The sequence below is a fragment of the Helicovermis profundi genome, assembly GCF_033097505.1.
Classification (GTDB): Bacteria; Bacillota; Clostridia; order Peptostreptococcales; family Acidaminobacteraceae; genus Helicovermis; species Helicovermis profundi.
The window spans coordinates 2,902,297-2,925,538 of sequence record NZ_AP028654.1; the positions used below are offsets into that span (position 1 = coordinate 2,902,297).

The 23,242-nt window shown below is 27.4% G+C and carries 14 protein-coding genes; 4 read left to right on the forward strand and 10 right to left on the reverse strand.

Features of this window, described 5'->3' with window-relative positions:
- Nucleotides 1-27 precede the first annotated feature (27 nt).
- From AACH12_RS13315 to AACH12_RS13325, 3 genes are read right to left on the reverse strand one after another with little or no spacing between them, the layout of a single operon-like run.
- On the reverse strand, nucleotides 28-2,031 hold the full coding sequence (locus AACH12_RS13315) for a V-type ATP synthase subunit I (RefSeq protein WP_338535866.1): 2,004 nt from the start codon (nucleotides 2,029-2,031) through the stop codon (nucleotides 28-30).
- Nucleotides 2,032-2,042: 11 nt separating this feature from the next.
- Entirely contained in the window at nucleotides 2,043-3,086 is a 1,044-nt protein-coding gene (locus AACH12_RS13320) for a V-type ATPase subunit (protein ID WP_338535867.1), read from the reverse strand.
- 12 nt (nucleotides 3,087-3,098) lie between these two features.
- Nucleotides 3,099-3,452 (reverse strand): hypothetical protein, encoded by a 354-nt coding sequence (locus AACH12_RS13325; protein ID WP_338535868.1) that lies wholly within the window; start codon nucleotides 3,450-3,452, stop codon nucleotides 3,099-3,101.
- A 504-nt stretch (nucleotides 3,453-3,956) separates the two neighbouring features.
- Between AACH12_RS13325 and AACH12_RS13330 the strand changes: the two genes are divergently transcribed.
- Nucleotides 3,957-4,310, forward strand: coding sequence for a helix-turn-helix domain-containing protein (locus AACH12_RS13330; protein WP_338535869.1), 354 nt, complete (start codon nucleotides 3,957-3,959; stop codon nucleotides 4,308-4,310).
- 157 nt (nucleotides 4,311-4,467) lie between these two features.
- Here AACH12_RS13330 and AACH12_RS13335 read toward each other — a convergent pair whose 3' ends face one another.
- The 5 genes from AACH12_RS13335 to AACH12_RS13355 form a co-directional block, all read right to left on the reverse strand.
- Nucleotides 4,468-6,066 carry a CTP synthase gene (locus AACH12_RS13335; RefSeq protein ID WP_338535870.1) on the reverse strand — a complete coding sequence of 533 codons (1,599 nt, stop codon included), beginning with the start codon at nucleotides 6,064-6,066 and terminating at the stop codon, nucleotides 4,468-4,470.
- A gap of 875 nt (nucleotides 6,067-6,941) precedes the next feature.
- Nucleotides 6,942-7,856: an NAD(P)-binding domain-containing protein gene (locus AACH12_RS13340; protein WP_338535871.1), complete on the reverse strand. Its 915-nt coding sequence runs from the start codon at nucleotides 7,854-7,856 to the stop codon at nucleotides 6,942-6,944.
- A gap of 36 nt (nucleotides 7,857-7,892) precedes the next feature.
- Nucleotides 7,893-9,608 (reverse strand): IS1634 family transposase, encoded by a 1,716-nt coding sequence (locus AACH12_RS13345; protein WP_338535872.1) that lies wholly within the window; start codon nucleotides 9,606-9,608, stop codon nucleotides 7,893-7,895.
- Nucleotides 9,609-9,723: 115 nt separating this feature from the next.
- Complete coding sequence (locus AACH12_RS13350; RefSeq protein ID WP_338535873.1) at nucleotides 9,724-10,155, reverse strand: NAD(P)-binding domain-containing protein; 432 nt, start codon at nucleotides 10,153-10,155, stop codon at nucleotides 9,724-9,726.
- A 101-nt stretch (nucleotides 10,156-10,256) separates the two neighbouring features.
- Complete coding sequence (locus AACH12_RS13355) at nucleotides 10,257-12,179, reverse strand: S-layer homology domain-containing protein (protein WP_338535874.1); 1,923 nt, start codon at nucleotides 12,177-12,179, stop codon at nucleotides 10,257-10,259.
- 259 nt (nucleotides 12,180-12,438) lie between these two features.
- Here AACH12_RS13355 and AACH12_RS13360 point away from each other — a divergent pair, with 259 nt between their 5' ends.
- Genes AACH12_RS13360 through AACH12_RS13370 form a run of 3 tightly spaced genes read left to right on the forward strand, consistent with a single transcriptional unit; the run spans nucleotide 12,439 to nucleotide 16,026 of the window.
- Nucleotides 12,439-13,200, forward strand: a complete 762-nt coding sequence (locus AACH12_RS13360) for an alpha/beta fold hydrolase (protein WP_338535875.1) — start codon at nucleotides 12,439-12,441, stop codon at nucleotides 13,198-13,200.
- A 1-nt stretch (nucleotide 13,201) separates the two neighbouring features.
- Nucleotides 13,202-14,812, forward strand: a complete 1,611-nt coding sequence (locus AACH12_RS13365) for a Mur ligase family protein (RefSeq protein WP_338535876.1) — start codon at nucleotides 13,202-13,204, stop codon at nucleotides 14,810-14,812.
- A gap of 44 nt (nucleotides 14,813-14,856) precedes the next feature.
- Entirely contained in the window at nucleotides 14,857-16,026 is a 1,170-nt protein-coding gene (locus tag AACH12_RS13370; protein WP_338535877.1) for a D-alanine--D-alanine ligase, read from the forward strand.
- A gap of 64 nt (nucleotides 16,027-16,090) precedes the next feature.
- Here AACH12_RS13370 and AACH12_RS13375 read toward each other — a convergent pair whose 3' ends face one another.
- Both AACH12_RS13375 and AACH12_RS13380 read right to left on the reverse strand, forming a co-directional pair.
- On the reverse strand, nucleotides 16,091-21,550 hold the full coding sequence (locus tag AACH12_RS13375) for an Athe_2463 domain-containing protein (RefSeq protein WP_338535878.1): 5,460 nt from the start codon (nucleotides 21,548-21,550) through the stop codon (nucleotides 16,091-16,093).
- Between the two features lie 8 nt (nucleotides 21,551-21,558).
- Nucleotides 21,559-22,935 carry an S-layer homology domain-containing protein gene (locus tag AACH12_RS13380; protein ID WP_338535879.1) on the reverse strand — a complete coding sequence of 459 codons (1,377 nt, stop codon included), beginning with the start codon at nucleotides 22,933-22,935 and terminating at the stop codon, nucleotides 21,559-21,561.
- Nucleotides 22,936-23,242 lie beyond the last annotated feature (307 nt).

Genomic DNA, 23,242 nt, shown 5'->3' on the forward strand with positions numbered 1-23,242 from the left:
CTCCAATATTATAATATAAGGTATTTTTTATTTGCTTATCTTTAACACTTCAGGTTCAAAACTAACTCCATCACCCGTGTAATATTTACTAAACAATTCATAATATACAAGTCTTAATCCTTGAATAAAGACAATTAAACCTTCAAGCATTAGCACCATAATATTTCCAACAATAAACATTGAAACTTCACCTAAACTTGTTCCTATAATATTTGCAATAGTATGAAAAGCAATAAATAGTCCTACATGATTTAAAGCAAACGCTCCAACTCTTATAAAAGAAACACTGTTACTTAACATACCTAAAAAAGTTTCAAGCAAATTAAATCCACTTTCAACATAATATTCTCCTGCACTTTCATGATAGAGAGGTCTAGTATCTGTAATTAAATTTGCGAGAGGTTCTCTAACAACCATAAGAATCAATGTAATTACAACAATTGTAAAAAGAACTGAAGGTGGAAGAAAATACATTTTTTTAAAACTTCCAAAGACAACTGCAATCATAGTTATATAAAGAATTAATCCTACAATTCCATTTCTACCAAAAATACCTTCTGCTATATCTTTAGATTTTAATTTATTGTATATACTAAGTCCAAAACTGCTTATAAGTAACAATATACCTAGTCCAATAGAGTACATAAGCATTGTATTGATATTTTCAATTGGTCTTAGAAAAATTTTTTCCGCAAATTCTATATGAAGAGTATTGACTACAAATTTCGAAATAACTTCTTCGTAGCCGAAAAAACTATCATATAAAAATCCAAATAACATTGAACTGATACCAATCCTAGAAAGTAATCCTCCCGCTTTATCTGCATTTTTAACCTTAATTAATAAAATGCCAGCTAAAAATATAACAAATCCTTGACCCAAATCACCAAACATTGCCCCGAATAATAGCATATATACAAAACCAATAAATGGGGTAGGATCAATCTCGCTATATGAAGGCATACCATACATTTCGATTAATATTTCAAATGGTTTAAATAACCAAGAATTACTTAGTAGTGTTGGTGGTCTTACCTTAGTCTTAACTTCAGAAACATCTTTAAATATTAAAATCATACCTTCACCGTATACTGAAAGTGATTTTTCTAAATTATTAATTAGATTTTGCGGAATCCATCCTGCAAGATAGAAAAAATTTCTAGTCACAGCAATTTTACTTTTCATCCTTGAAAGATTCTTTTCAATTTCTATCACAGAATAGCATTTAATAATATTTTCACCATATTTATTTTTATAATCTTTTGCTTCATTTTTTAGGAAATCAATTCTATTAATAATATCTTCAATTTCCTTATTTATTTTTATAATCATATTTCTTGGAGTAGACAAAAATTCTTCTGGTATCCAAATTTGTTTAAAGTAAACTGACTTTAATATTCTAGTAGTCTCTTCATTAAATTCTTTTGGACTTACAACTAAATATACTTCTTCATTTTCATACTCTCCTACATGCATAACAAGCGCAGGAACATTTTCATAATTTTTTGTAAATTTCACCCTATTTTCAGGCGTTAATCTTCCTAAATTTACATCAAACACATTCAAGTTAAACACTTTATCAAAATCAACATTTATATCTCTTATTCTTTCAATAACTTTCAGTTCATTTAAAACTTTTAATTTTTCATTTAAAGTTGAAGTTTCCTTATTGATATCCTCCATCTCTTTTAATATCATTGATATACTTTTAGAAATTTCTAGATCATTATACTCCGTCTCATAGTATTTTAGTTCAATTTGTTTTTTAAGTTGCATTATATCCATTAGATTGTTTATATCTAAACTCATCATTCTAAATGCAGCTTTCTCTCTATGAGGCTTAATTCGACATAAATCTACAACTTCTTTTTCATATTTTTCATCTATATCAAGTGTAAAATCAACGTCATCAATTTCATCAAATGCATTTAATAATTGTACATTTTTAAGTGCCATAACTTTTTTAAGAACACTATCCATACTATCTATATGTCCAACCATATTCATCATTTTCATTTTTTCTATAGCCATTTAATCACCACCTAAACCGGTCTAACTAAAAATGTTTTTGCTACATCTTCTGAAATTCCATATCTCTTAGATTCTAGAATAATAAATAGATCTCTCATTTCAAACTCCAGACTATGAATGTAAACTAAAAATTCAACCATATTCATATAACTATTCTTTTTAAATTTCAAAAATAAATTAAATAAATATTTTTCAATTTCGCTCTCTATATGCTCATCTGATTCACCAAAGCTATTAACCAAATCCTTTGAATATCCAGATTTATTTATTTTTTCTCTAAAAGATTCAAACGAACTTGTATAACATAAATCTTTAAGAAATTCGTATTTAAGTAAAAAGCCCCCATTTAACGTATAGTTAATAAGTTCTTCTGGTGAAAGTCCATAGTACTTAGATCCTCTATAAATCCACTGAATATTTAATAAATCAATGTTTCTTCCAAGAAGTTCATTAACTAATTTTTTATCTTCTTTATCTAACTTTTGAGTTACCCTCATAAGATTGTTGAAATAATGTCTATCAAGAGTCATTTCAATATAAAACATTTGCCTTGAAGAATGATCTCCAATATACTGTTCTAGCACTCTTTTATAGGGAGTATTTGCTAAATTTAAAATTGCTTCTTCAAGCGTCGATGAGCTCTCTAAAAGTTCATAATCTACGTTCGTTTTTATTTTAGGAATATATATTTTATTTTTAAAATCTTTTAATTCTTCATTTCTAGAAATAAGTCTTAAAAGAAGTTTAATATTTTCTACTTCATATCTTACAAACAAAGCTTTAATAAATTCTCTATCTTCATTTACAAAATAATGATTAATTTTTTCAAGACTTTGATATAAATGTCTATTAAATAGTCTTTCAAGTTCCTCAATTTCTAAGATCTCATCTTTTTCAATCAAATCTCCATAATCTGTAGTATTTTTTAAATAATTAAATGCATCATCATAAGAGGTGATTTCTAACAACTTCTTGTAATCCTCTTTTTTTAAAAGTTTACTAGAGAGATATTTGATTTTTGTATTAACCGCAGCATACTTTCTTATGCTTCCCATACTATCCCTTCTTTATTCTTTAGACTTTTCTGAATTGATATAATTTTCTAATAATTTCGAAAATACTTTTTTAGAAATACTTTCACTTTTTTTACTTAATAAAAGTTCCAATTTTTCAGTTTCTTTTTTACCATTTTCAAAAATTTTCTCTTCCATTTCTTTCGCGTCTACTAATATTTGATCATACTTCTTCTTTGCAATTTTCCGAGTTTTTTTCATCTCCTTAAATTCCATAGATTTTAATGTTTTCCTAAGTTCTTTCTCTTTTTCAGCCTTTAATTCAACCATTTCTTTTTCTAAAATAGTTGCCTCCATATCAATACGCATAACCTCTCTAAGCATATTTTCGATACTAACCGAATTCATAATATCATCTCCCACTAAAACATGATTATTTAAAGTTCAATAATAAATAAAAAATACCTTTATAAATTTCAGTAAAATATAAATACTCTATAGATATTTATTCCCCAACTATAGGTTTACAAAACAAATATTTATTTGACAATAAAAAATTGAAACTTAATGCATCTAAGTGAAATATACTAATGGCAAGTATTCCAAGTGATATTTTCCACTTTTGTATGTGTAATTAATATCCAAAATTGTATATATTTTTACAAAATATTTGTTTAATTAAATAAAAAATTTATTGTTTTTAAAAAACATTTTAAAAATTTACTCACCCTAAAACGCACTGTTTTCAAAGTTTAAACCAATATAAAATTTTAGATCAACCATATTTAAAAAAATTTTTTCGACATTTTTCGACTTTTCTTGCATTTTATATTAATCTGTTATATAATATCATCAGATGCAACACATTATAGATATTATTATTAACAATATATTATAAAAAGGACGTGCATTATGAGTACAATCGGAAATAGAATTACAATTTTAAGAAATCAACATGGTATGACACAAAAGAAACTTGCTAACTTAGCTGATATCACAGAAGCTTCATTATCAAGATACGAGAACGGTCTTAGAGAGCCTAAAATTAGCACAATTATTAAATTAACTAATGTTTTAAAATGTACAGTTGATTATTTAGTTGGTAACACAGATATTAAAGATGGTGTTGTTATTAGCACTGCTGCTATTCCTGAAAAACTTAGAGAAATTGGTGCTGAGTACTTAAGCGCTGCAAAAGAACTTGAAGACGCAAACATTAAAGCAACAGACGTTACTGAATTTATTAGAATTGTTAAAAATAACTAGATTCGTAAATCAAATCTATTAATACAAGCAATATATCTGTTTGATAGAAAATATATTTGTTTAGCTAAAAAGATCGTTAAAAAGTATTTTATACTCTTTAACGATCTTTTTTATATTTTTTTTAATTTTAGTAGAAAATAAGATTTTTTAACTATTGTTATTTATTTTCTTTTGATGCTTTAATAAATTCTCTAAAAAGAGGATGACTTCTAGTTGGTCTTGATTTAAATTCTGGATGAAATTGTCCAGCTACAAACCACGGATGGTCTTTTAATTCTACAATTTCAACTAATCTTTCATCTGGCGAAAGTCCACTTATAACCAAACCTTTACTTTCAAGTTCTTCTCTATAAGTATTATTAAATTCATATCTATGTCTATGTCTTTCATAAATTAACTCTTCGGAATAGGCATCATAAGCTAATGTATCTTTATTAACTTTACATGGGTAAAGACCAAGTCTCATAGTTCCACCCATATCTTCTACATCGTGTTGCTCTGGCATAAGGTCAATAACCGGATGCTTTGTAAAAGGATTAAGTTCTGAGCTATGTGCATCTTCGTATCCTAAAACATTTCTTGCATATTCTATTACAGCAACTTGCATTCCAAGACATATTCCAAAATACGGAACTTTGTTCTCTCTAGCATATTTCGTTGCAACAATTTTTCCTTCGACACCTCTATCTCCAAAACCACCTGGAACAAGTATTCCATCAGCACCTTTTAACATTTCTTTAACATTTTCCTCAGTAACTTCTTCAGAATGAACCCAATCAATATCAACTTTAACATTATTAGCAATTCCAGCATGTTTTAACGATTCAGCAACAGAAAGGTATGCATCTCTTAATTCTACGTATTTTCCAACAAGTGCAATTTTAACACTTTCAGTTAAGCCTTTTTCTATATTAACAATATCAATCCATTCTTTTAAATCAGGTTTTTCACACTCAATATTAAATTTCTTGCAAACTTTTTCAGCAAGCCCCTCTTCTTCAAGCTTTAGAGGAACTTCATATAATGTCTCAGCATCTAAATTTTGAATAACGTTTTCAGATGATAAATTACAAAATAAACTAATTTTATTTTTTATTTCTTGACTAAGAGGTTTTTCAGTTCTACACACAATTATATCAGGTTGAATACCAATTTCCCTTAAATCTCTTACACTATGTTGTGTAGGTTTTGTTTTAAGCTCCCCTGCCTTAGATAAATAAGGTATTAATGTAAGGTGAATATACATAACATTTTCTTCACCAATATCAAATTTAATTTGTCTAATAGCTTCAAGAAATGGAAGACTCTCAATATCACCAACAGTTCCACCAATTTCCGTAATAACTACATCAGGATTATCATGAGACGCTCTATATGCTCTTTCTTTTATTTCATTTGTAATATGTGGAATAACTTGAACAGTTCCACCAAGATATTCGCCTTTTCTTTCTTTAGTAATTACAGACCAATAGACCTTTCCAGTAGTAACATTGCTATTCTTATTTAAATTAATATCAATAAATCTTTCATAATGACCTAAATCTAAATCAGTTTCAGCTCCATCGTCAGTAACAAAAACTTCCCCATGTTGATAAGGACTCATAGTTCCTGGATCCTTATTTAGATATGGATCAAATTTTTGAATAGTAACTTTCAAACCTCTAGCTTTTAGTAATTGACCTAAAGACGCCGCAGTAATACCTTTACCAAGCGAAGACACAACTCCACCCGTTACGAAAATATACTTAGTTGACATAAAATCCTCCTAATAATTTAGAAAATAAAAAACAAAAATACTAAATCAACAAAAGTACTTGAATTAATTCAAATAAAGTATTATACTGTAATAACCAATTTCGGTACAATAAATTTGAATTAGCTTTCTAGTTGATTCTACTAATGTTGATATAATTTTGCAGATTATATCAACATTTTTTATTTCTTATAATCAATAAATAATAAACATTTTTTTACTTTCAATATAAAAAGAGTGAGAAGTCACCTGTACGGATGACCTACCACTCTTAGATTTCATCATATTAAAGGTAGGGCACCCTAATTCTTGGGTGCATTCAAAATAATACTTACATAGTATATAATTTATAAAAATTAATGTCAAGATTTTTTAGCAAAAAGCAGTGCGAAAAAACATAAAACTTTTAAAGCAAGTAAGTTCACTTACTTGCTTTAAAAGTTTTATGTTTTTTCATAGGGCAAAGTGCCCGTAAACGAGCGAATAGTAGCATGCAAAGCATGCGGTTCGCCGTTTGCACTGCTTTTTGATTTATATACTTTTTAAATTTTTAAATTTTTAAATTTTCCCATAGGGCAAAGTGCCCGTAAACGAGCGAATAGTAGCATGCAAAGCATGCGGTTGACCGTTTGCACTGCTTTTTGATTTTATATACTTTTTAAATTTTTATATTTTCCCATAGGGCAAAGTGCCCGCAGATGAGCGAATAGTAACATGCGAAGCATGCAGTTGACCGTTTGCACTGCTTTTTGATTTATATACTTTTTAAATTTTTATATTTTCCCATAGGGCAAAGTGCCCGCAGATGAGCGAATAGTAACATGCGAAGCATGTTATTCGCCGTTTACACTGCTTTTTGATTTATATACTTTTAAATTTTATACGATTATATCACTAACAATCCTTCTAGCATCCTCATCAACGCCAAAAAGACCTACTCCAAAGCCTGAGGAATTCGAAAAATTTGGATCTAGACTTAAAGCACTAAAATATAATCCATTTACACTTGTTTTTCCATTACTACTAATAGGATATCCATCATCATTAAAAACATCTAAATTAATCCAAGAGTAATCCGGCTTAAAGCCCGTACACCAAATAATTGTTTTAATATTACTAGTATTAATTTCTAAGATTTTTTCTTCTTTTAAAGAACTCATATTTAATACAGGTAAATTAAAGTTTATTTGATCTTTACTCATTTTCAAATTTTCTTTTTCTATATACTTATCTATTTCTTTTTCAAATTTTGAAAGATATTCATTTGCACTCTCAATAGTTTTAATTAAGTTTTCTTCAAATTCAAAACTATTATTACTATATCCTTTAAAACGACCTATCAGCTCCACACCGTTACTAACACACCCACCAAGATTTTGCACCATTTTATCGACTATGTTAGAGTTATAAGTGTCTTCCAAAGAATAGACAATTGGATTATTATAATGATCATATCCCGAAAGCATATTTAGCCAATAAACACCATTAATTTGTTTATATATTGTTGGTATTAAATTGAGAGTTCCAAGTGAAAGCCACACTTTTTTATTGGTATTTTTTTTAATTTCATACGCAATTTGTGTTCCAGATCTACCTGCACCAACTACTAAAACATTTCCATCATTTAATTGACTTGAATTTTTATATTCCATTGAATGTATTTGATTAATACTTTTTGGTATCTTTTTTGAAACAAGCGGAATTTTTTTATTATTAAATAAGCCCACAGATATAATCACGTTATTTGCAGTGAAATTACCTTTATCCGTTTTTATATAACCTGAGTTTGACACTTTTTAAAATACAAAACCAGCTATAACGTTGATTTATCAATATTTATCTGGTTTTGTATTTTGTTTTTTTGTGTTGTACGACAATTCTTTTTTCCAATTTCTAAGTTGTTCAATTCTGACTTTGCTATAATTTAATGATACGTCAAATAGTTTTTCTATATCTCTAAAAACGTCATTTTGTTTATTTAGTGAATATAATCCATTTCCAATTTTTCTGCACGTTGCATTTTTTAACGTTTCTTGTATTCTTCTAATTGAATATTTATTATCTAGTTTCATCTCTAATATTCTACTAATTAGAAGTGCTATGAAGCATACTAAAAAATGTCCTTCTATGTGGTCTTGATTTTTTACATAAACCGGTCTACCTTCTAAATCCGTTTTTAGCACTCTGAAACTTTCTTCTATTTTCCATAGTCCACGATATTTTTTTATAACTTCTTCATTATTAAGATCAAGTTCACTAGTTACTATTGTATAATAACCATCTAGACTTACGTCTCTTTTATATTTTTCTTCATCAAACTCTATATATGGCTCTATATCCTTTATTTCACCTGTTTTTTTATCTAGATTTTGTAACTTTAAATATTTTTTTATACCATAACTATTTGATGATTTATACTTTGATGGCGACTCTAAATATGTGGTAATTCTTTCTTCTAACTTTTCTCTTTTATGTTTTTCTCTATCATCAAAATTTTTTGACCAGAAACAAACTACTTTTTCTTTTAAAATAATTTTTTCTCCATTTTCATCTTTTGTTTCTCTTTCTCTAAAAAATGATTTTATTTTAAAGGTTCCATTTGGATTACATGCATAACCTTCATCTGATAATACTTCATCCATAAATGCTTTAGACGTACCTCTTATTTTCTGTGAAACGATGTAACCATCATTCTTAGATTTTAAATAAGCCAGATTTTTACCACTATTCAAACCTTTATCAGCAGTTAATATAACTCTTCCAAAGTTATATTGTTTTCTCATATTTTTAATGAATGGAATAAGTGTACTACTATCATGAGTATTACCAGGAAACAAATCATAAGCTATTGGTAAACCATTTGAATCTATAAGTAAACCCATTTGAACGATTGGCGTACTCTTTTTTTCTTTTGATGGTCCCTTTTTCTTTAAATCATCTTCTATTTCCGTTTCAAAATAATAATTTGTAACATCATAAAAAACAAGTGATGTATCTCGACCATAAGTCTCTGAAACTTTTTTATTTAAATGATTTTGTAAATCTATTTTTATTTCTGAAAGATTTGATAATGATTTGTAGACTGATTTTAAAGCTACATTAAATTCTTTAAAGTATTCATCCTGATGAGCTACAGTAGCTTTTTTACTCATTGGATTAAGTATTCTAGAAAAAGTAAGTAATCTCAGTATTTCATCAAGATCATATTTAAAGTTTTTTTCAAATTTATATTTTTTTATAAATTCAGCTATTTCAAGACTTTTATAGATGTTGTCTAAGAAAAAATATCCATAATTTTTATCTGTTTCTTGTTCAGAATTTGCCTTTAAAAGGTTATGAGTAATAACTACTTCGTTTTTTTTCATATTTTTAGCTTCAAATTTTAATTTTTCTAATATGTTTGGATCTTTAGCTTCTAATTCTTCTAAATTTCCATATTTTTTAATTGTTCTTTGTTTAGACTTACCAGTTTTATCTCTATATCCCTCAACTAAATAAACTTTTGTAAATTTAGATTTTTTACTTGTTGTTAATTTTATAAACATAAAAGTATCACCCATTATTATTATATCACATTGTAGCACACCGTACAACAAATTATTTTAAATTTCAGCATAAAAAAACGCCTAAAATTCAATCTTTAGACGTATTTTTTTTATTTTAAGTGTCAAACTCAGGAAGCGGAATTTTTTTATTATTAAATAAGCCCACAGATATAATCACGTTATTTGCAGTGAAATTACCTTTATCCGTTTTTATATAATAAAGCTCATCTTCAAGCGAAATATTTGAAATCACAGTATGTTCTAATACATTTGGATTCACTTCCTTAGCAAATTTTTCAAGCGAATTAACGATTTGATTTTTACTCATAAATTCATTGTTTTTAGGAATGATTTTTTCAGTTTCTGGTAAAAGAGTCATCCAATTTGGAGTTACTAAATCAAAAGAGTCCCAGCGCTCGTTTTTCCAAGTATGCAAAATTTCTTTTTTTTCTATTATAATATGATCAATACCTTTTTCTTTCAAATGATATGATAAACAAAGACCGCTTGGACCTGCTCCAACTATAACTACACTAAAATGCTTCATATAAGTCTCCTTAACTTAAAAAAATATGCGAAAGTACAATCTACTTTCGCACATCCTTTTTTCCATTTTTTAATTTTTTAATCTTTCTATTTTTTAGTTTTTTATTCTAAATTTATAATAAGTTCTGCCTCAAAAAGTTCATTTGAAAGTTTAACTCCATAAACATATACCTTAGAATTGACGCTATAATCATCAATATTAAGGCCACTATTAGCTTTAAAGTTAACTATATAACTATTTCCATCTTCAGCTTTTATTTTTAAAAGACCTGAAGATTTATATACCTCAGTAACCGAACCCTGTATTTTAACTTTTTCAATTTTCTTTTTAACAGTAACCATATTTATACCAAAAGCATCTATTTCACATAAAACATTTTGATTCAATCTCAAATCATAAATCCCTACATTTTCTAAATTAATTGTATTTTGATTTTTAACAACTAAATTTTTTGATAAATTATAAGTTTTCGTTTTCCCATCATCACTTAATAACATCATTTTAGGTGTTTCAGAAATAATAATTTCTTTTACTATACCCGAATCCGATGAAGAAAGACCCGTAAATTCCACTTTAGTAACATCGCCGTAATTAACAGTAACTTTTACAATATCGCCCTTTTTAACTTCATCATTTCCATTTAACACTAAATCAATATCTTGTTTTAAAGTTTGCTCAATATATTTACCACTAATTAACTTTATACTAATTTCGCTACCCTTTTTAAAATCAGAAGTTCTATTAAGTATTCCACCAACTACGTAGCTTTTGCCGTAAACTTCAAGTTTTTTAGCTGTGTAACCTTCGTAACTTACCGTAATTTTATCATCCAGACTAATTTCACTAATCTTACTTTTTTCACCATTCAGCTCAATATAAACACTGTTCATTACTTTAAAATATTCGTTCTTTCCACTTGTATTTTTAATAGTAATTACTTTATATGCATTTTCATTTCCTGAATTAATATCTGAAATCTGTTTTAGATAACCAGTAGTTTTACTATATTTTTTATCAATAATAATTTTAGAAAGATTAGAACCACTAGCAAAAATTTTTACTTCTTGATTAGTTTCAAGACTATCAAAAGAAACCTTGCCATCATTATCTAAAATATCTGAAGAAGATGCATCGTAAACTCTAAGTTTATTATTAGAGTCTCTAACCTCTATCAATTTACTATCTGGATGAATAACTACAATTTTTCCAACAATACTTGTAATCGCAGGAATTTCACTACTTGGTTTTGTTTCCGAATCAGTATTAGTTAAAAGCGTATCACTCTCGTTATTTGTAACCTCACCTATAGTCGTTCCATTTTTTTTAGCAATTAAATAATCATACATACCTGAGATCATAGTTGCAAAAACATCTCTTTTTATTATTGAATTAGGATTAAATTTACCATTTGAATCACCTTTTTTACTTATTATCTCTCTTTCATTTAACATATAAACATAAGGAGCAGCAACATGAGTAATATCAAATGCATCAACGTAATCAAAAGTAATTATCTTATTTAAATTTTCTTTTTCAAAAGAGTTAATAGCTTTTCCCATAAAAACCGTAAAATCAATTTTTTTAGCATCGGTTAATTTTGTATCATCTGTAAAATATTTAAGTTCATCTTTTTGAACAATACCATTTTCAAGCGCATATGCAACAGCAATATAGGTATCTGCACCGTAAGGAGAAAGCATTGGTGGAATTTTCATCTCTTCTATAGTAGATTGATATTTAACAACTAAAGCATTTTCATCAACATCGTCTAATTTACCATCCATTTTAAGTACTCTATAAATAGCAATTAAAGTTTCTAACTTAGATACATTATTTTCAGGTCTAAAAGTTGCATCTGAATAACCCGGAATAATATTCCGTGAAGAAACATTATCTATGTAGTTATTTGCCCAATTTTCCACCGCAACATCCGTAAAAGACTGAGCTGCAAAAGTGAATGAATATGACATAATCATAAGCATTACCATAAATAAACTTATAAACTTTTTATTTGTCGGTTTCATATATATCCTCCTTAATGATTAACATTATTATTAAACCCATATAGCTTATTATACCAAAGCTACGATAGAATTTACATTACAATAAAATTACGTAGTAAAATTAAATATTCACTAATATATTTACACTTAAGTATCATTCGCTTTATAATCCTTGCACCCCCTAATCTTTGTATGATAATATTGTAATGAATAACTTATACCTACTCGTTTAAAATATTTTGATTTTTTTAATACATAGACTAAAAAATGTGAGGATTTTATGAACATAAAAATAAATGGTTTAAATATAAATTACGAAATAAAGGGAGAAGGAAAACCAATCCTACTATTACACGGTTGGGGCGCTAATATTGAATCTTTTAGACCTGTTATTGAGTCTTTAAACGATAATTTTAAAGTTATAACGCTTGATTTTCCGGGTTTTGGTAAATCACAAGAACCCAATAACCCTATAGGAATTTTCGAATATGCTGATATAACCGAAAAATTTATTGAAAAACTAAATATAGTAAATCCAATTTTATTTGGTCATTCTTTCGGAGGAAGAGTATCTATAATTTTAGCTTCAAAACTTAAAATCAACAAAATAGTGTTAATCGATAGTGCAGGAATAAAACCAAAACGATCTAAAAAATATTATTTAAAAGTATATACTTACAAGTTTTTTAAAAAAGTTGCATCAATACCAGGTATCAATCTAATTCTTAAAGAATTCATGGAAGAATATAGAAATAAGGCAGGCTCTAGCGATTACAACAATGCTTCTCCTATAATGAAAAAAGTCTTGTCAAAAGTAGTAAATGAAGATTTACGAAAATTTTTACCTAAAATAAAATCTCCTGTTCTTTTAGTTTGGGGAGAGAACGACACTGAAACTCCACTTTCAGATGCAAAATTAATGAACACTCTATTGCAAAATTCCGGTATAGCTGTATTAAAGGGAGTTGGGCATTTTTCATATTTAGAAAAATTAAATGAATTTTTAATTATTATCAATAACTTTTTAGAAGAGGATAAATAAAATGGATATAAACTACAAACTTTTTACGATTTTCATAATACTTTTTTCTTATTACAAAAACGTTCATGATTTACATATGTTTCAACTTAATTCTTATAGACAAGAACGTTATCTAAAATGGTATAGAAAAAAATACAGTAAATTTATAAAAGATTACGATGTAATGCTGCTTCTTGGCTCAATTATTTTTATTATTGCCTACACTAATTTTGATAATTTAATAATTAAAGTAATTATCACCATATTTTCTGCCATTTTAATATCTATATCTGTTTTTATATATGTTTTTAGAATATCAAACGAAAACGTTAAAAAGAAATTAGTTTACACTAATAGAATAAAGCGACTTATTGGCACACTTGGGATAATATATTTTGTTTTTTCAGTTACTGTTATTTTTTCAAATAATATAATCCTCATAATATTAGCCATTATATTGAACGTATTTTCTTTTATTAGCATTTTACTGTCAAATTATATAAACAAACCAATTGAATTAAAAATAAAAAACAAATTCTATAAAGACGCTAAAAATATATTAGAATCCAATAAACATCTTACTGTAATTGGTATAACTGGTAGCTATGGAAAAACAAGCACTAAAAATTTATTATATGATTTATTAAAAAGAGATTATAATGTTTTAATAACTCCTGAAAGTTACAATACTTTATATGGTGTAATTCGAACAATAAGAGAAAAGCTAAAGCCAACTCACGATATATTTATCGTAGAAATGGGAGCTAAACAAGTTGGAGATATAAAAGAAATATGTGATTTAGTTAATCCGGATATGGGTATTATCACTTCAATTGGAGAACAACATTTAGAAACTTTTAAAAATATTTCTAACATAATAAAGACAAAAGGCGAATTATTTGAAGGAATAAAACCTAACGGAAAAGCTTTTATAAATATCTCAGACGAAAATATTATGAAAATTAAAAAAAGAAGCGATATCGAATATATTAAATATAATAACTTAAATGATGATATCGTCGGTAATTACTACGCAGACAATATTAAAATTTCTAACAAAGGAACTGAATTTGATCTTGTTGATAAAGACAATTATGTTCTTCCAGTTCAAACAAAATTACTTGGAAAACATAATATATTTAATTTAGTAAGCGCAATTTCACTTGCTTTAGAAGTTGGAGTTAAATACGAAAAAATTAATAATCTACTTAAAGATATTGAGCCTATTAAACATAGATTATCTCTAAGAACTACAACAAATAGATATACAATACTAGATGATGCATTTAACTCTAACCCAGTAGGTTCAAAAAACGCTCTTGAAGTTTTAAAGAATTTTGAGGGAAATAAAAAAATTATTATAACTCCTGGTATGATTGAACTTGGCGAAAAGCAAGATATATTAAACGAAAAATTTGGAGAATATATTGCTGATAGTGCAGATTTCGTAATATTAGTTGGAAGAAAACAAACGCTTGCAATTCAAAATGGTCTAAAAAATAAAAATTACGATAAGAATAATATCTATATAGCAAAAGACCTTAACGATGGATTCGATAAAATTAATTCTATAATTAAGACAGGTGATGTACTTCTTATCGAAAACGATTTACCAGATACTTTCAACGAATAACATGTTTTCTTAATACAAATAGATATTTATAAAGAGAGGCTCTTATGATAAACTTAGCAGTTTTTTTCGGTTCTAGATCCGTAGAACATGAAGTTTCAATAATTACAGCACTTCAAACAATACTTACTTTAAAAGAAAATAACAATCTAAATATACAACCTATTTATATAGATAAAACAGGTGACTGGTACACTGGAGATAATTTACTTGAAATTGATAACTTTAAGAATATAAAAAAAGTAATTGCAAATTCACAAAAGATTAATTTTGTAAGAGAAAATGGAAAAACGTATATAGTAAAATCGCCTTTACCAACCTTAAGAAAAGGAATCATCTCACAAGTAGATATGGCATTTCCTATTATACATGGTTCATACGGCGAAGATGGTTCTTTACAAGGCTTTTTTGAGCATATGCAAATTCCATATATCGGTTCTTCTGTACTTGCAAGTGCTACTACAATGGACAAAATAATTACAAAGTTAATACTAAAGTCTAGTGGTGTTAATGTTGTTGATAGTGTTTGGTTCTCAGCAGACGAGTGGTTAAACGATTCAAATAAATGTATAAAATTAGTTGAAGATAATTTGGACTACCCACTAATAATAAAACCCTCTGACATTGGATCAAGCATTGGAGTAAAAGTTGTTAAATCCAAAAAAGAAGTTGAAGATGCAGTTAATTTTGTTAGAAAATTTTCAAATAGAATATTAGCAGAAAAAATGATTCAAAATATGAGGGAAATTAATATATCCGTACTTGGTGATAGCGAAGAAGTTGAGCTTTCTGTATGCGAAGAACCAATATCTGACGACGAATTTTTAACATTTGACAACAAATATAATTCAAATGGATCGTCAACTAAAGGAATGTCATCTGCCAAAAGAGAAATACCGGCAAAACTCACAGAAACAGAAAAAAACACAATAGAAACTATGGCAAAAGAATCATTTAGAGCATTAAATTTAAGCGGACTCTGTAGAATAGACTTTATAATGGATACAAAAGAAAAAAAAATATATGTAAATGAATTTAATACAATACCAGGATCACTTGCATTTTATCTTTGGGAAGCAACAAATAAAAGTTTTCTAGAAGTACTAAATACATTAATAAAACTTTCAAGCAAAAAAGAAAGAAATGAAGCAATGCTAATAAGAACAAATAAAAGCAATATCCTCTCAGGTGTAAAACTTGGTGGACTAAAAAAATAAGATACTAGATTAAAAGAGTGGAGATAAATAAAAATCCACTCTTTATTATTATAACTTTACTATTTCATTTAGAAATAGTAGGTTCCATATACAATTGATCATATACATTTCCAGTAATATCTATATCATCAACCCTCTTAAATACATTTGTCGCTCCCTTTTTAGCTATTATTTCAAAAAAGTAAGATTCCTTGATTCTTTTATCATTTAAGTCTACAGTACTTTTCGCTAATGGAAGAATATATTTTGTTCGCCACATTCCGTCGACTCCTTTTACTAATTCAATTGGAAACACCCTGTCATATCCAACAAAATCTTTATAGTAAAATCTATCACCATTTTCATCTACAAAAGTCATATTTTTTAATTCATTTGATGCATCTAAATAAACTTTATCCGCATCCCCCTTTACATTACAGCTTACATCGATTTGCTCAAATGACAAAAATCTATGCGGATTGTTTGAAAGTCTATTCCCAAATAAATCTTTTTGACCTCGCCAGTGATTCCAAGCACCTATAATTTCTATAAAATCTATAGATAAAGTTTTAATAATAAAATCTCTATTTATTTTTTCGCTCTTCTTAATATCTGTATTTACAGTCGCTATAAATTTCGCATTATACTTATCATCTAACATATCACTAGTTACACTATAAATGTATTCCCATTCCTTTTTACTTCCTACATTTCTTTTAAAACTCATTGGATATTCTTGATATAAAATAAGACCATTATTAAGTACGGGTATGGAAACTTTTACCGAATCAACATATTTTGAAGTAGTTAATTTTATACTATAATCATTATTAATTAATAGTAATTCATCCATATCAATTACTGGCTTTATTGGAGTATTTATAGAAAAATCTAAATTCATCTTTTTAATATTATTTGCATTCATTTTATCTGTAGCAGTAATTAAAATATTATATTTGCCATCAACTAAATTCTTCGGTATATTTACTATTTTACTATTCCAATTAATTTGCCCACCTATGGTTGAACTACTAACTCCACAATCTTTAATTTTAATGCCATCTTTATAGATTGAAAAATTTAACGATAGGGGATTAATATAATCTGTTTTTATATTATATATACGTAGATTTTCTGTTATTGGCATTTCATTAATATTAAAGTCACTACTATCTGATTTTATTTTCGCATCTAATACTATCGGTATATTTTCTTTAATTTTTTCAGCATCAATTTTATAGTTACTCCAAGAATCATCTGTATCTTTTACCCTATATTTTACAATATAAGTTTCGTTTTTATCTATATCAAAACTTATACTATTCATTTTTGATTTAAACCACCCACTCTTACCTACTTTGTATAACCATTCTCTATCAATTATCCCACTATTGTTTTTTGAAATATAATCTAAATCATAACTGCCATTTTCTGCGTAATATACACTTACTAATCCTGCAGATTCAGTATATTTTTTAACAAAATTTGCAATTGGTTTTCTATGAACCTTTAAATTTAATTTACTAATATTTGAAAGTAATTTGTAATTATCAAATTTACTAGCATCTATACTTTCTATAGGATTATCCTTTACCTTGTAAGTAATATCATAATAACCGACTTTACTTATATTTGTAATTGGATAATTTAAACTAACCTTATTTTCTTTAATAATTCCCTCATTATTTTCAATATCTCCTAAAGTTTGTTTATAAATATATTCTTCATTTTCTTTAATATCATTTTCGTAATCATCATAGTAAGTTAATAATTCAATATAATTCTCTTTAGTAAGTATTTTTGAATTCGAAATAATATTTTTATTACTTACAAAAACATCATTTGGATCAAGATTAGAATTTATTTTTTTATTAAAAACTAATACAATTTTGTCATCTAAGGCATATGCATCCACTATATTTATAGGCGCATCTCCTCCCATTCCTTTAAAGACACTTACACTATTATTCTTTATAACATTTCTTACATTTAAATTTATATCATTAAAATACTTTTCTCCCTTTAATGATGTTATATTCCCATTGCTAATAAAAAATAATTTGATATAATCATCAACATTAATATTTTCTTCAAGATATATCTCTAATTTTTCATCTTCTGTTTTTATATTCTCAACTTTATTAATTTTTCCTAGTTTTAAGTAATTAAGATATTTTTTCCATTTATCACCTAAAAAAATTTTCCCTCTATTAGAAGATAAATTTACGAGTTCTTTAATCGATACCGATTGGTCACAATAATCTGTATCAAAAGGTATATTTTCATCACATTTTAAATTTAAAGCTTTATTATCTGAAATAGCAAATATAGAAAAATTATTTTCTAATAAATATTCTGTAATCTCCTCATCCAAGCTTTCAAACTTATAAGGTTTTTCACTTCTCATATCGAGAGAATTTCCTGCAGAAAATAACATAAATACTTTCTTTGAATCTTTTCTATAATTAAGATTTTTAATCTTATTCAAATCAATCGCATCTATATCATATACAAATTCTTCACTAGTCTGAACACTAGCTTGTTTCCAATAATTTTGAAAAGTATATCGTAAATTTGAAATATTCCATCTTTCAATATAAGCAAAACCCATTCCTTCCGCTTCCCTATAGTGCTTTGATTTATACAAAACTCTACTTGCAGCAAGATTTGATTCATCATAAAATACATATTGATTTCCAGTTTCTTTATGACCACCATAGCGATTACTTTTTTTATCAATATATGAAGTAACATAAGTCTTTATATCTAAAGCCTTTTCAAACACCTCAATTAAAGGGCGCTCTGTACTTATAAAAGTTTCATAATTAATATAGTCAGTGTGGTGAACATTGTTTTCACCTCGTCCTTCATTTCCATCAACTGTACCACTTCTATCATAATCAATTTTAATTTGCCTATTCCAGTAATACTTAGGTATTAACCATTTTTGTGTACCTATCTTTACTTCATCTGTTATATAAATTATATTTATATCTACACCATCTGCAAAAAGTTCAGCTTTTTTAGCGTTTAAATCTACTTTTAATTGATTTAATTGTGTCCCAGTATAATCTGTAGCTACTACTAAATCAATTTTCTTTTTATCTTTTAAACTTACTGCTAAACTTACTACTGGTGCAATATTATAGACTTCTGATGTAACTTTATCCGTAACGCTAGTTAGAACATCAGAAAAATCTACATATTCCCACAATCTATTTTCTGTTTCTTCTAAGACCATTTCTTCAAAATAGTATCTACCTACATGATCTTTTTTAACATCGAGTTTTACTAAATTTCCACTATCAAAATCTTTAGTATTTAAATTATTATATCTATCACTGTAACTTCCAAGTTCTACCCACGAACTAGATGAATTTTCATAGGCAAACCAAGTTTCATCTGTATAACTTCCGTCATTATCACTATCAAAACACATAAGATAAATTCTTTTACTTATATTATCTTTGTCTGGCGAAGTAGATTCATCAAAAAGTGTTATTGTAGCGTTTTTATTGTCTTCTGAATTTCTTAGAACTCTTTCTGTAACTGAAAGTTTTGCTAGTGGTGGTAAATCAACATCTACATTACGTTCAATTTCTTTTGTATGAGAATATCCAATTGTATTTTCTACTGTTAAAGTTACTTTTATCTTTCCCTTTCTTTTAAAAGTAGCATAAATCGTGCTATCGCCGTTCATATTTCCTCGAACTTTTATATCGTCAGCCGACAAATTTTCAAGTGGCTCTATAGTCCACTTTGTTTTAGAATAATCTATTGGATATTTACTTGAATTAGAAATTGAATCCAACGCATCTAAAGTTATAGTTTGATTTATTTTATAATTCCCGTCTTCATGAATTTTAGCAAATGGAATGGGAGGTGCAACTTCAATAGTAACTGAATCCGTATCTTTTTGATTAGTTGAATCCTTAACTGTTCCAGTAATTTTATAAGTACCGACAGAATTAAAATATACTGTTTTCTTTCCCTCTCCTAAGGTCCCTACCATCGAAGATGGTTGATCAAAAGTTAAAGAAGTTATATCATCATCTACATCACTTATTGTAGTAGCGATTTTTATATCTTCACCCATAACAACAAAATTATTTGAAGTCATATTTATCTTTGGTGCTCTTCCACTTGGAATTGGACTTCCTTTTGGAAATACTTCTATAGATACTTTTTTAGTATCTAAACTATGTTTATTACTTTTTGTATCATAAATATCAAGTGTATAATTTAAACTTTGACTTCTTGAAATATCAAGATCAAAACTATAGCTTGAATTACTACCCTCATAAATCACATTATTACTTTCATCTAAAAATTGATAATAGTCTACCCTATTTGGTGAAATAGAAGAAGATCCATCAAGCTTTATAGTAACTTTTCTAGTTTTATTTGAGTCATAGTCTACTTGGTCCATTTCAATGGTATAAGGTGTAGCACTAGCTTCTAATACCGCTTGAAAATCACCTTTAACTATATTTATAGATTTTGTAATTGTTCCTATCTTTTCACTGTCACGAGAATACTTTGAAGTAAAAGTGTATTCAGCTTTAATATCTATAGAATTATTTCCATCATTTAAGGCAGCAACAGGAATACTTATAGTTGTTGGTCTACTATTTGTTTTACTTGAAGTTGACTTAATAATTTCACCCTTATAATTAAGACCCCCTATTTCAACTATCTGCATAGAAAGTGATTTTACATCACTATTCTTTGCATAAGAACCTAAATCAACATTCATTGATAAGTTTACTGGTAGATCAATACTAGTCATAGAAGAATTTGCAGTATATGTTTTTCCAAGTGGAAAATTCATATTATTTGACATAGAAAAATCTTTTGCAATAGCGTCCATATCAAATACAGCGTAATATACTGTTCCACTGGTTGTTTTATGTTTTATTTTTACAGAACCACCATTAAAAAGTGTTGGAGCTGATTGTACAAGAACTTTATTTTTTCTAGCATCTTCACTTGTTCCAAAAGCGGTGTTACTTGCAGTCATATTTATATTAGTGCCATGATGATATAATGGAGCGTTCCATACGTAATTTTCTATGCCACTATCACTATTTTTCCAAGATGGATAAGCACCCGAAACATCAATATAATTCCAGTTAAGCGGTGTGTTTCCTGAAAGTTCATCAGGTGGAAAATCAGGGTTTCCGTATATAACATCATCTGACGTAACTCCTAAATATTCATATTCATAATTACCAGAAGATAAAGGAAATTCTTTTTTTCTTTGACTAAGTACAAAATTTACATCTGAATACACTACTAATCCATAAAAGTTGTATATATCTAAACTTGCTTGTTTTCCACCAAATGAAATAAGATTAAATCCCTCATTACTTAGATACTCAGTAAATTCACTTTGATTTAAAAATTTACTTGTGTCAAGTCCATACAAGGCTATTCTTTTTTCAAAAGTACTATATAAATCGCTCTTTTGACTTGGACTTGTAGCGTAGCTTATAGAAGAAAAAATCATTATCGTTATTAGTATTAAAGCTATATTTTTTTTCATTTTTTCACCTACTTATGAAGTTCTGTAAAATATACAGTGCCGTATCTACCTACATAATCAACTTTTATATTGTTTATAGTAGTTGAATAAAAATTCCATGCTCTACTTCCCTCATTATCTTTTAGATAAAAAGATTTCTGAGTAGTATCAACAATATAATCCGTTATTTTATCGCCAGTGTCTTTTCCAAATAAAGAAATCATAGTATCACGTACCATAGATACATATTCTTCATCGTTATCATATACTGCTTTTAAATTCATAAGAGTCATACTCATACTTGCATTATGACTAAATGCTGAATGTTGATAATCTTTTGCTACATCAATATTATTTTCTTCTAACCAAACTCTAGTATATCCATTATGGTTACTTTCCATTGCATTTGTTGAAAGATAGGTTTGAATTTTTACTATTTTATTGTTTTCTGAATAATATGCACTTGCTACTTTCCCATGATCTAAAAATACTTTTAATATATCTTTTGCTCTTTTATTTATATTAGGAACAAATTCATCGCTTGCCTCATAATTTGAAAATTCATTATTATAAGGATCATTAAATCTTAATTCATCACCTACAATAATATAATCGCCAGTGTAATATGTTCTGTCTTCCGTAATTGCTTTTTCTACTACTTCTTTATCTGTTTTAAGTAGAGCCTTTGGTATATCTTTAAAAGTGTCTACTACTTTTTCATCTGTTAATTTAAGTGGCTTTCTAATAGTTTTGTCTATTAATCTATTTACTATTACAGATGCTTCAGCTCTCGTTGCACTATTGCTTGCTTTAAAACTTCTATCTGGGTAACCTGTTATAATCCCTCTAGAATATACTTTTAAAACGCTATCTTTCATATTTGCTTTTACAGTGTTAAAATCAGGGATATAGTAAGAAAAAGCATCTAAATCTTCATCTATATAAGATCCTAACTCATCCTCAATTAAATTTTCGCTACGCACTACCATTCTCGCCATTTCGGATCGAGTAATTTCTTTAGTGTAATTCACAAATTCATTTTCTAGTATTATATTATCTTCCATCGCCTTCTTTACTACAGGCGTGTACCAAGATTTGCCTATATTTACATTTCCTATTTCCCTATCTGTTGCTTTTAATAATAGTTTTGTAAATTCTGCTACTGTAATAGTTCCGTTCGGTTTAAATGTTCCATCTAGATAACCGTTAATTACCCCCTTACCTATAAGTGTTTCTATATAAGGCTCTGCCCAAGTATCACTTACATCAGTGAAAGTTAAAGTTTCTGCATATGTATTAAGTGAGTATAAGAACGTACTTAAAATAGTTGCAAGTATAAATGAAATCACCAATTTTCTAACTACTTTTTTTACTTCGCTTTTATTTTCATTATTTTTAACAATCATCGCTCAGTCACCTTCCTTTTTATGTAATCTCAGTACAATGATACCATTTTGCGATAAATTATTCAACTTTTTTATAGCTACTATAATTTAATTTTCAACTATCCACTAAAAAACTCTATACTAAAGCCTATACATTTATTATATACGACATTAAATTGTATTTATTTTATATATAGCTATTTAATATTTTATTAAAAAAACGTGACATTTAGCAGTTTTTGTCGTATTATCTTAAGTTCTGCAATAAAACAACAAAAAAACTACCCGCATAACACTGGTAATAGTGTAGTTGCGGGTTTTCTTTTTT

Excerpts from the sequence above, each read along its gene's own strand:
- AACH12_RS13335 (WP_338535870.1), bottom strand. The coding sequence starts at position 6,066 with ATGTCAACTAAGTATATTTTCGTAACGGGTGGAGTTGTGTCTTCGCTT.
- AACH12_RS13355 (WP_338535874.1), bottom strand. The coding sequence starts at position 12,179 with ATGAAACCGACAAATAAAAAGTTTATAAGTTTATTTATGGTAATGCTT.
- AACH12_RS13365 (WP_338535876.1), top strand. The coding sequence starts at position 13,202 with ATGGATATAAACTACAAACTTTTTACGATTTTCATAATACTTTTTTCT.
- AACH12_RS13370 (WP_338535877.1), top strand. The coding sequence starts at position 14,857 with ATGATAAACTTAGCAGTTTTTTTCGGTTCTAGATCCGTAGAACATGAA.
- AACH12_RS13350 (WP_338535873.1), bottom strand. The coding sequence starts at position 10,155 with ATGAAGCATTTTAGTGTAGTTATAGTTGGAGCAGGTCCAAGCGGTCTT.
- AACH12_RS13325 (WP_338535868.1), bottom strand. The coding sequence starts at position 3,452 with ATGAATTCGGTTAGTATCGAAAATATGCTTAGAGAGGTTATGCGTATT.
- AACH12_RS13330 (WP_338535869.1), top strand. The coding sequence starts at position 3,957 with ATGAGTACAATCGGAAATAGAATTACAATTTTAAGAAATCAACATGGT.
- AACH12_RS13380 (WP_338535879.1), bottom strand. The coding sequence starts at position 22,935 with ATGATTGTTAAAAATAATGAAAATAAAAGCGAAGTAAAAAAAGTAGTT.
- AACH12_RS13320 (WP_338535867.1), bottom strand. The coding sequence starts at position 3,086 with ATGGGAAGCATAAGAAAGTATGCTGCGGTTAATACAAAAATCAAATAT.
- AACH12_RS13345 (WP_338535872.1), bottom strand. The coding sequence starts at position 9,608 with ATGTTTATAAAATTAACAACAAGTAAAAAATCTAAATTTACAAAAGTT.
- AACH12_RS13375 (WP_338535878.1), bottom strand. The coding sequence starts at position 21,550 with ATGAAAAAAAATATAGCTTTAATACTAATAACGATAATGATTTTTTCT.
- AACH12_RS13360 (WP_338535875.1), top strand. The coding sequence starts at position 12,439 with ATGAACATAAAAATAAATGGTTTAAATATAAATTACGAAATAAAGGGA.
- AACH12_RS13315 (WP_338535866.1), bottom strand. The coding sequence starts at position 2,031 with ATGGCTATAGAAAAAATGAAAATGATGAATATGGTTGGACATATAGAT.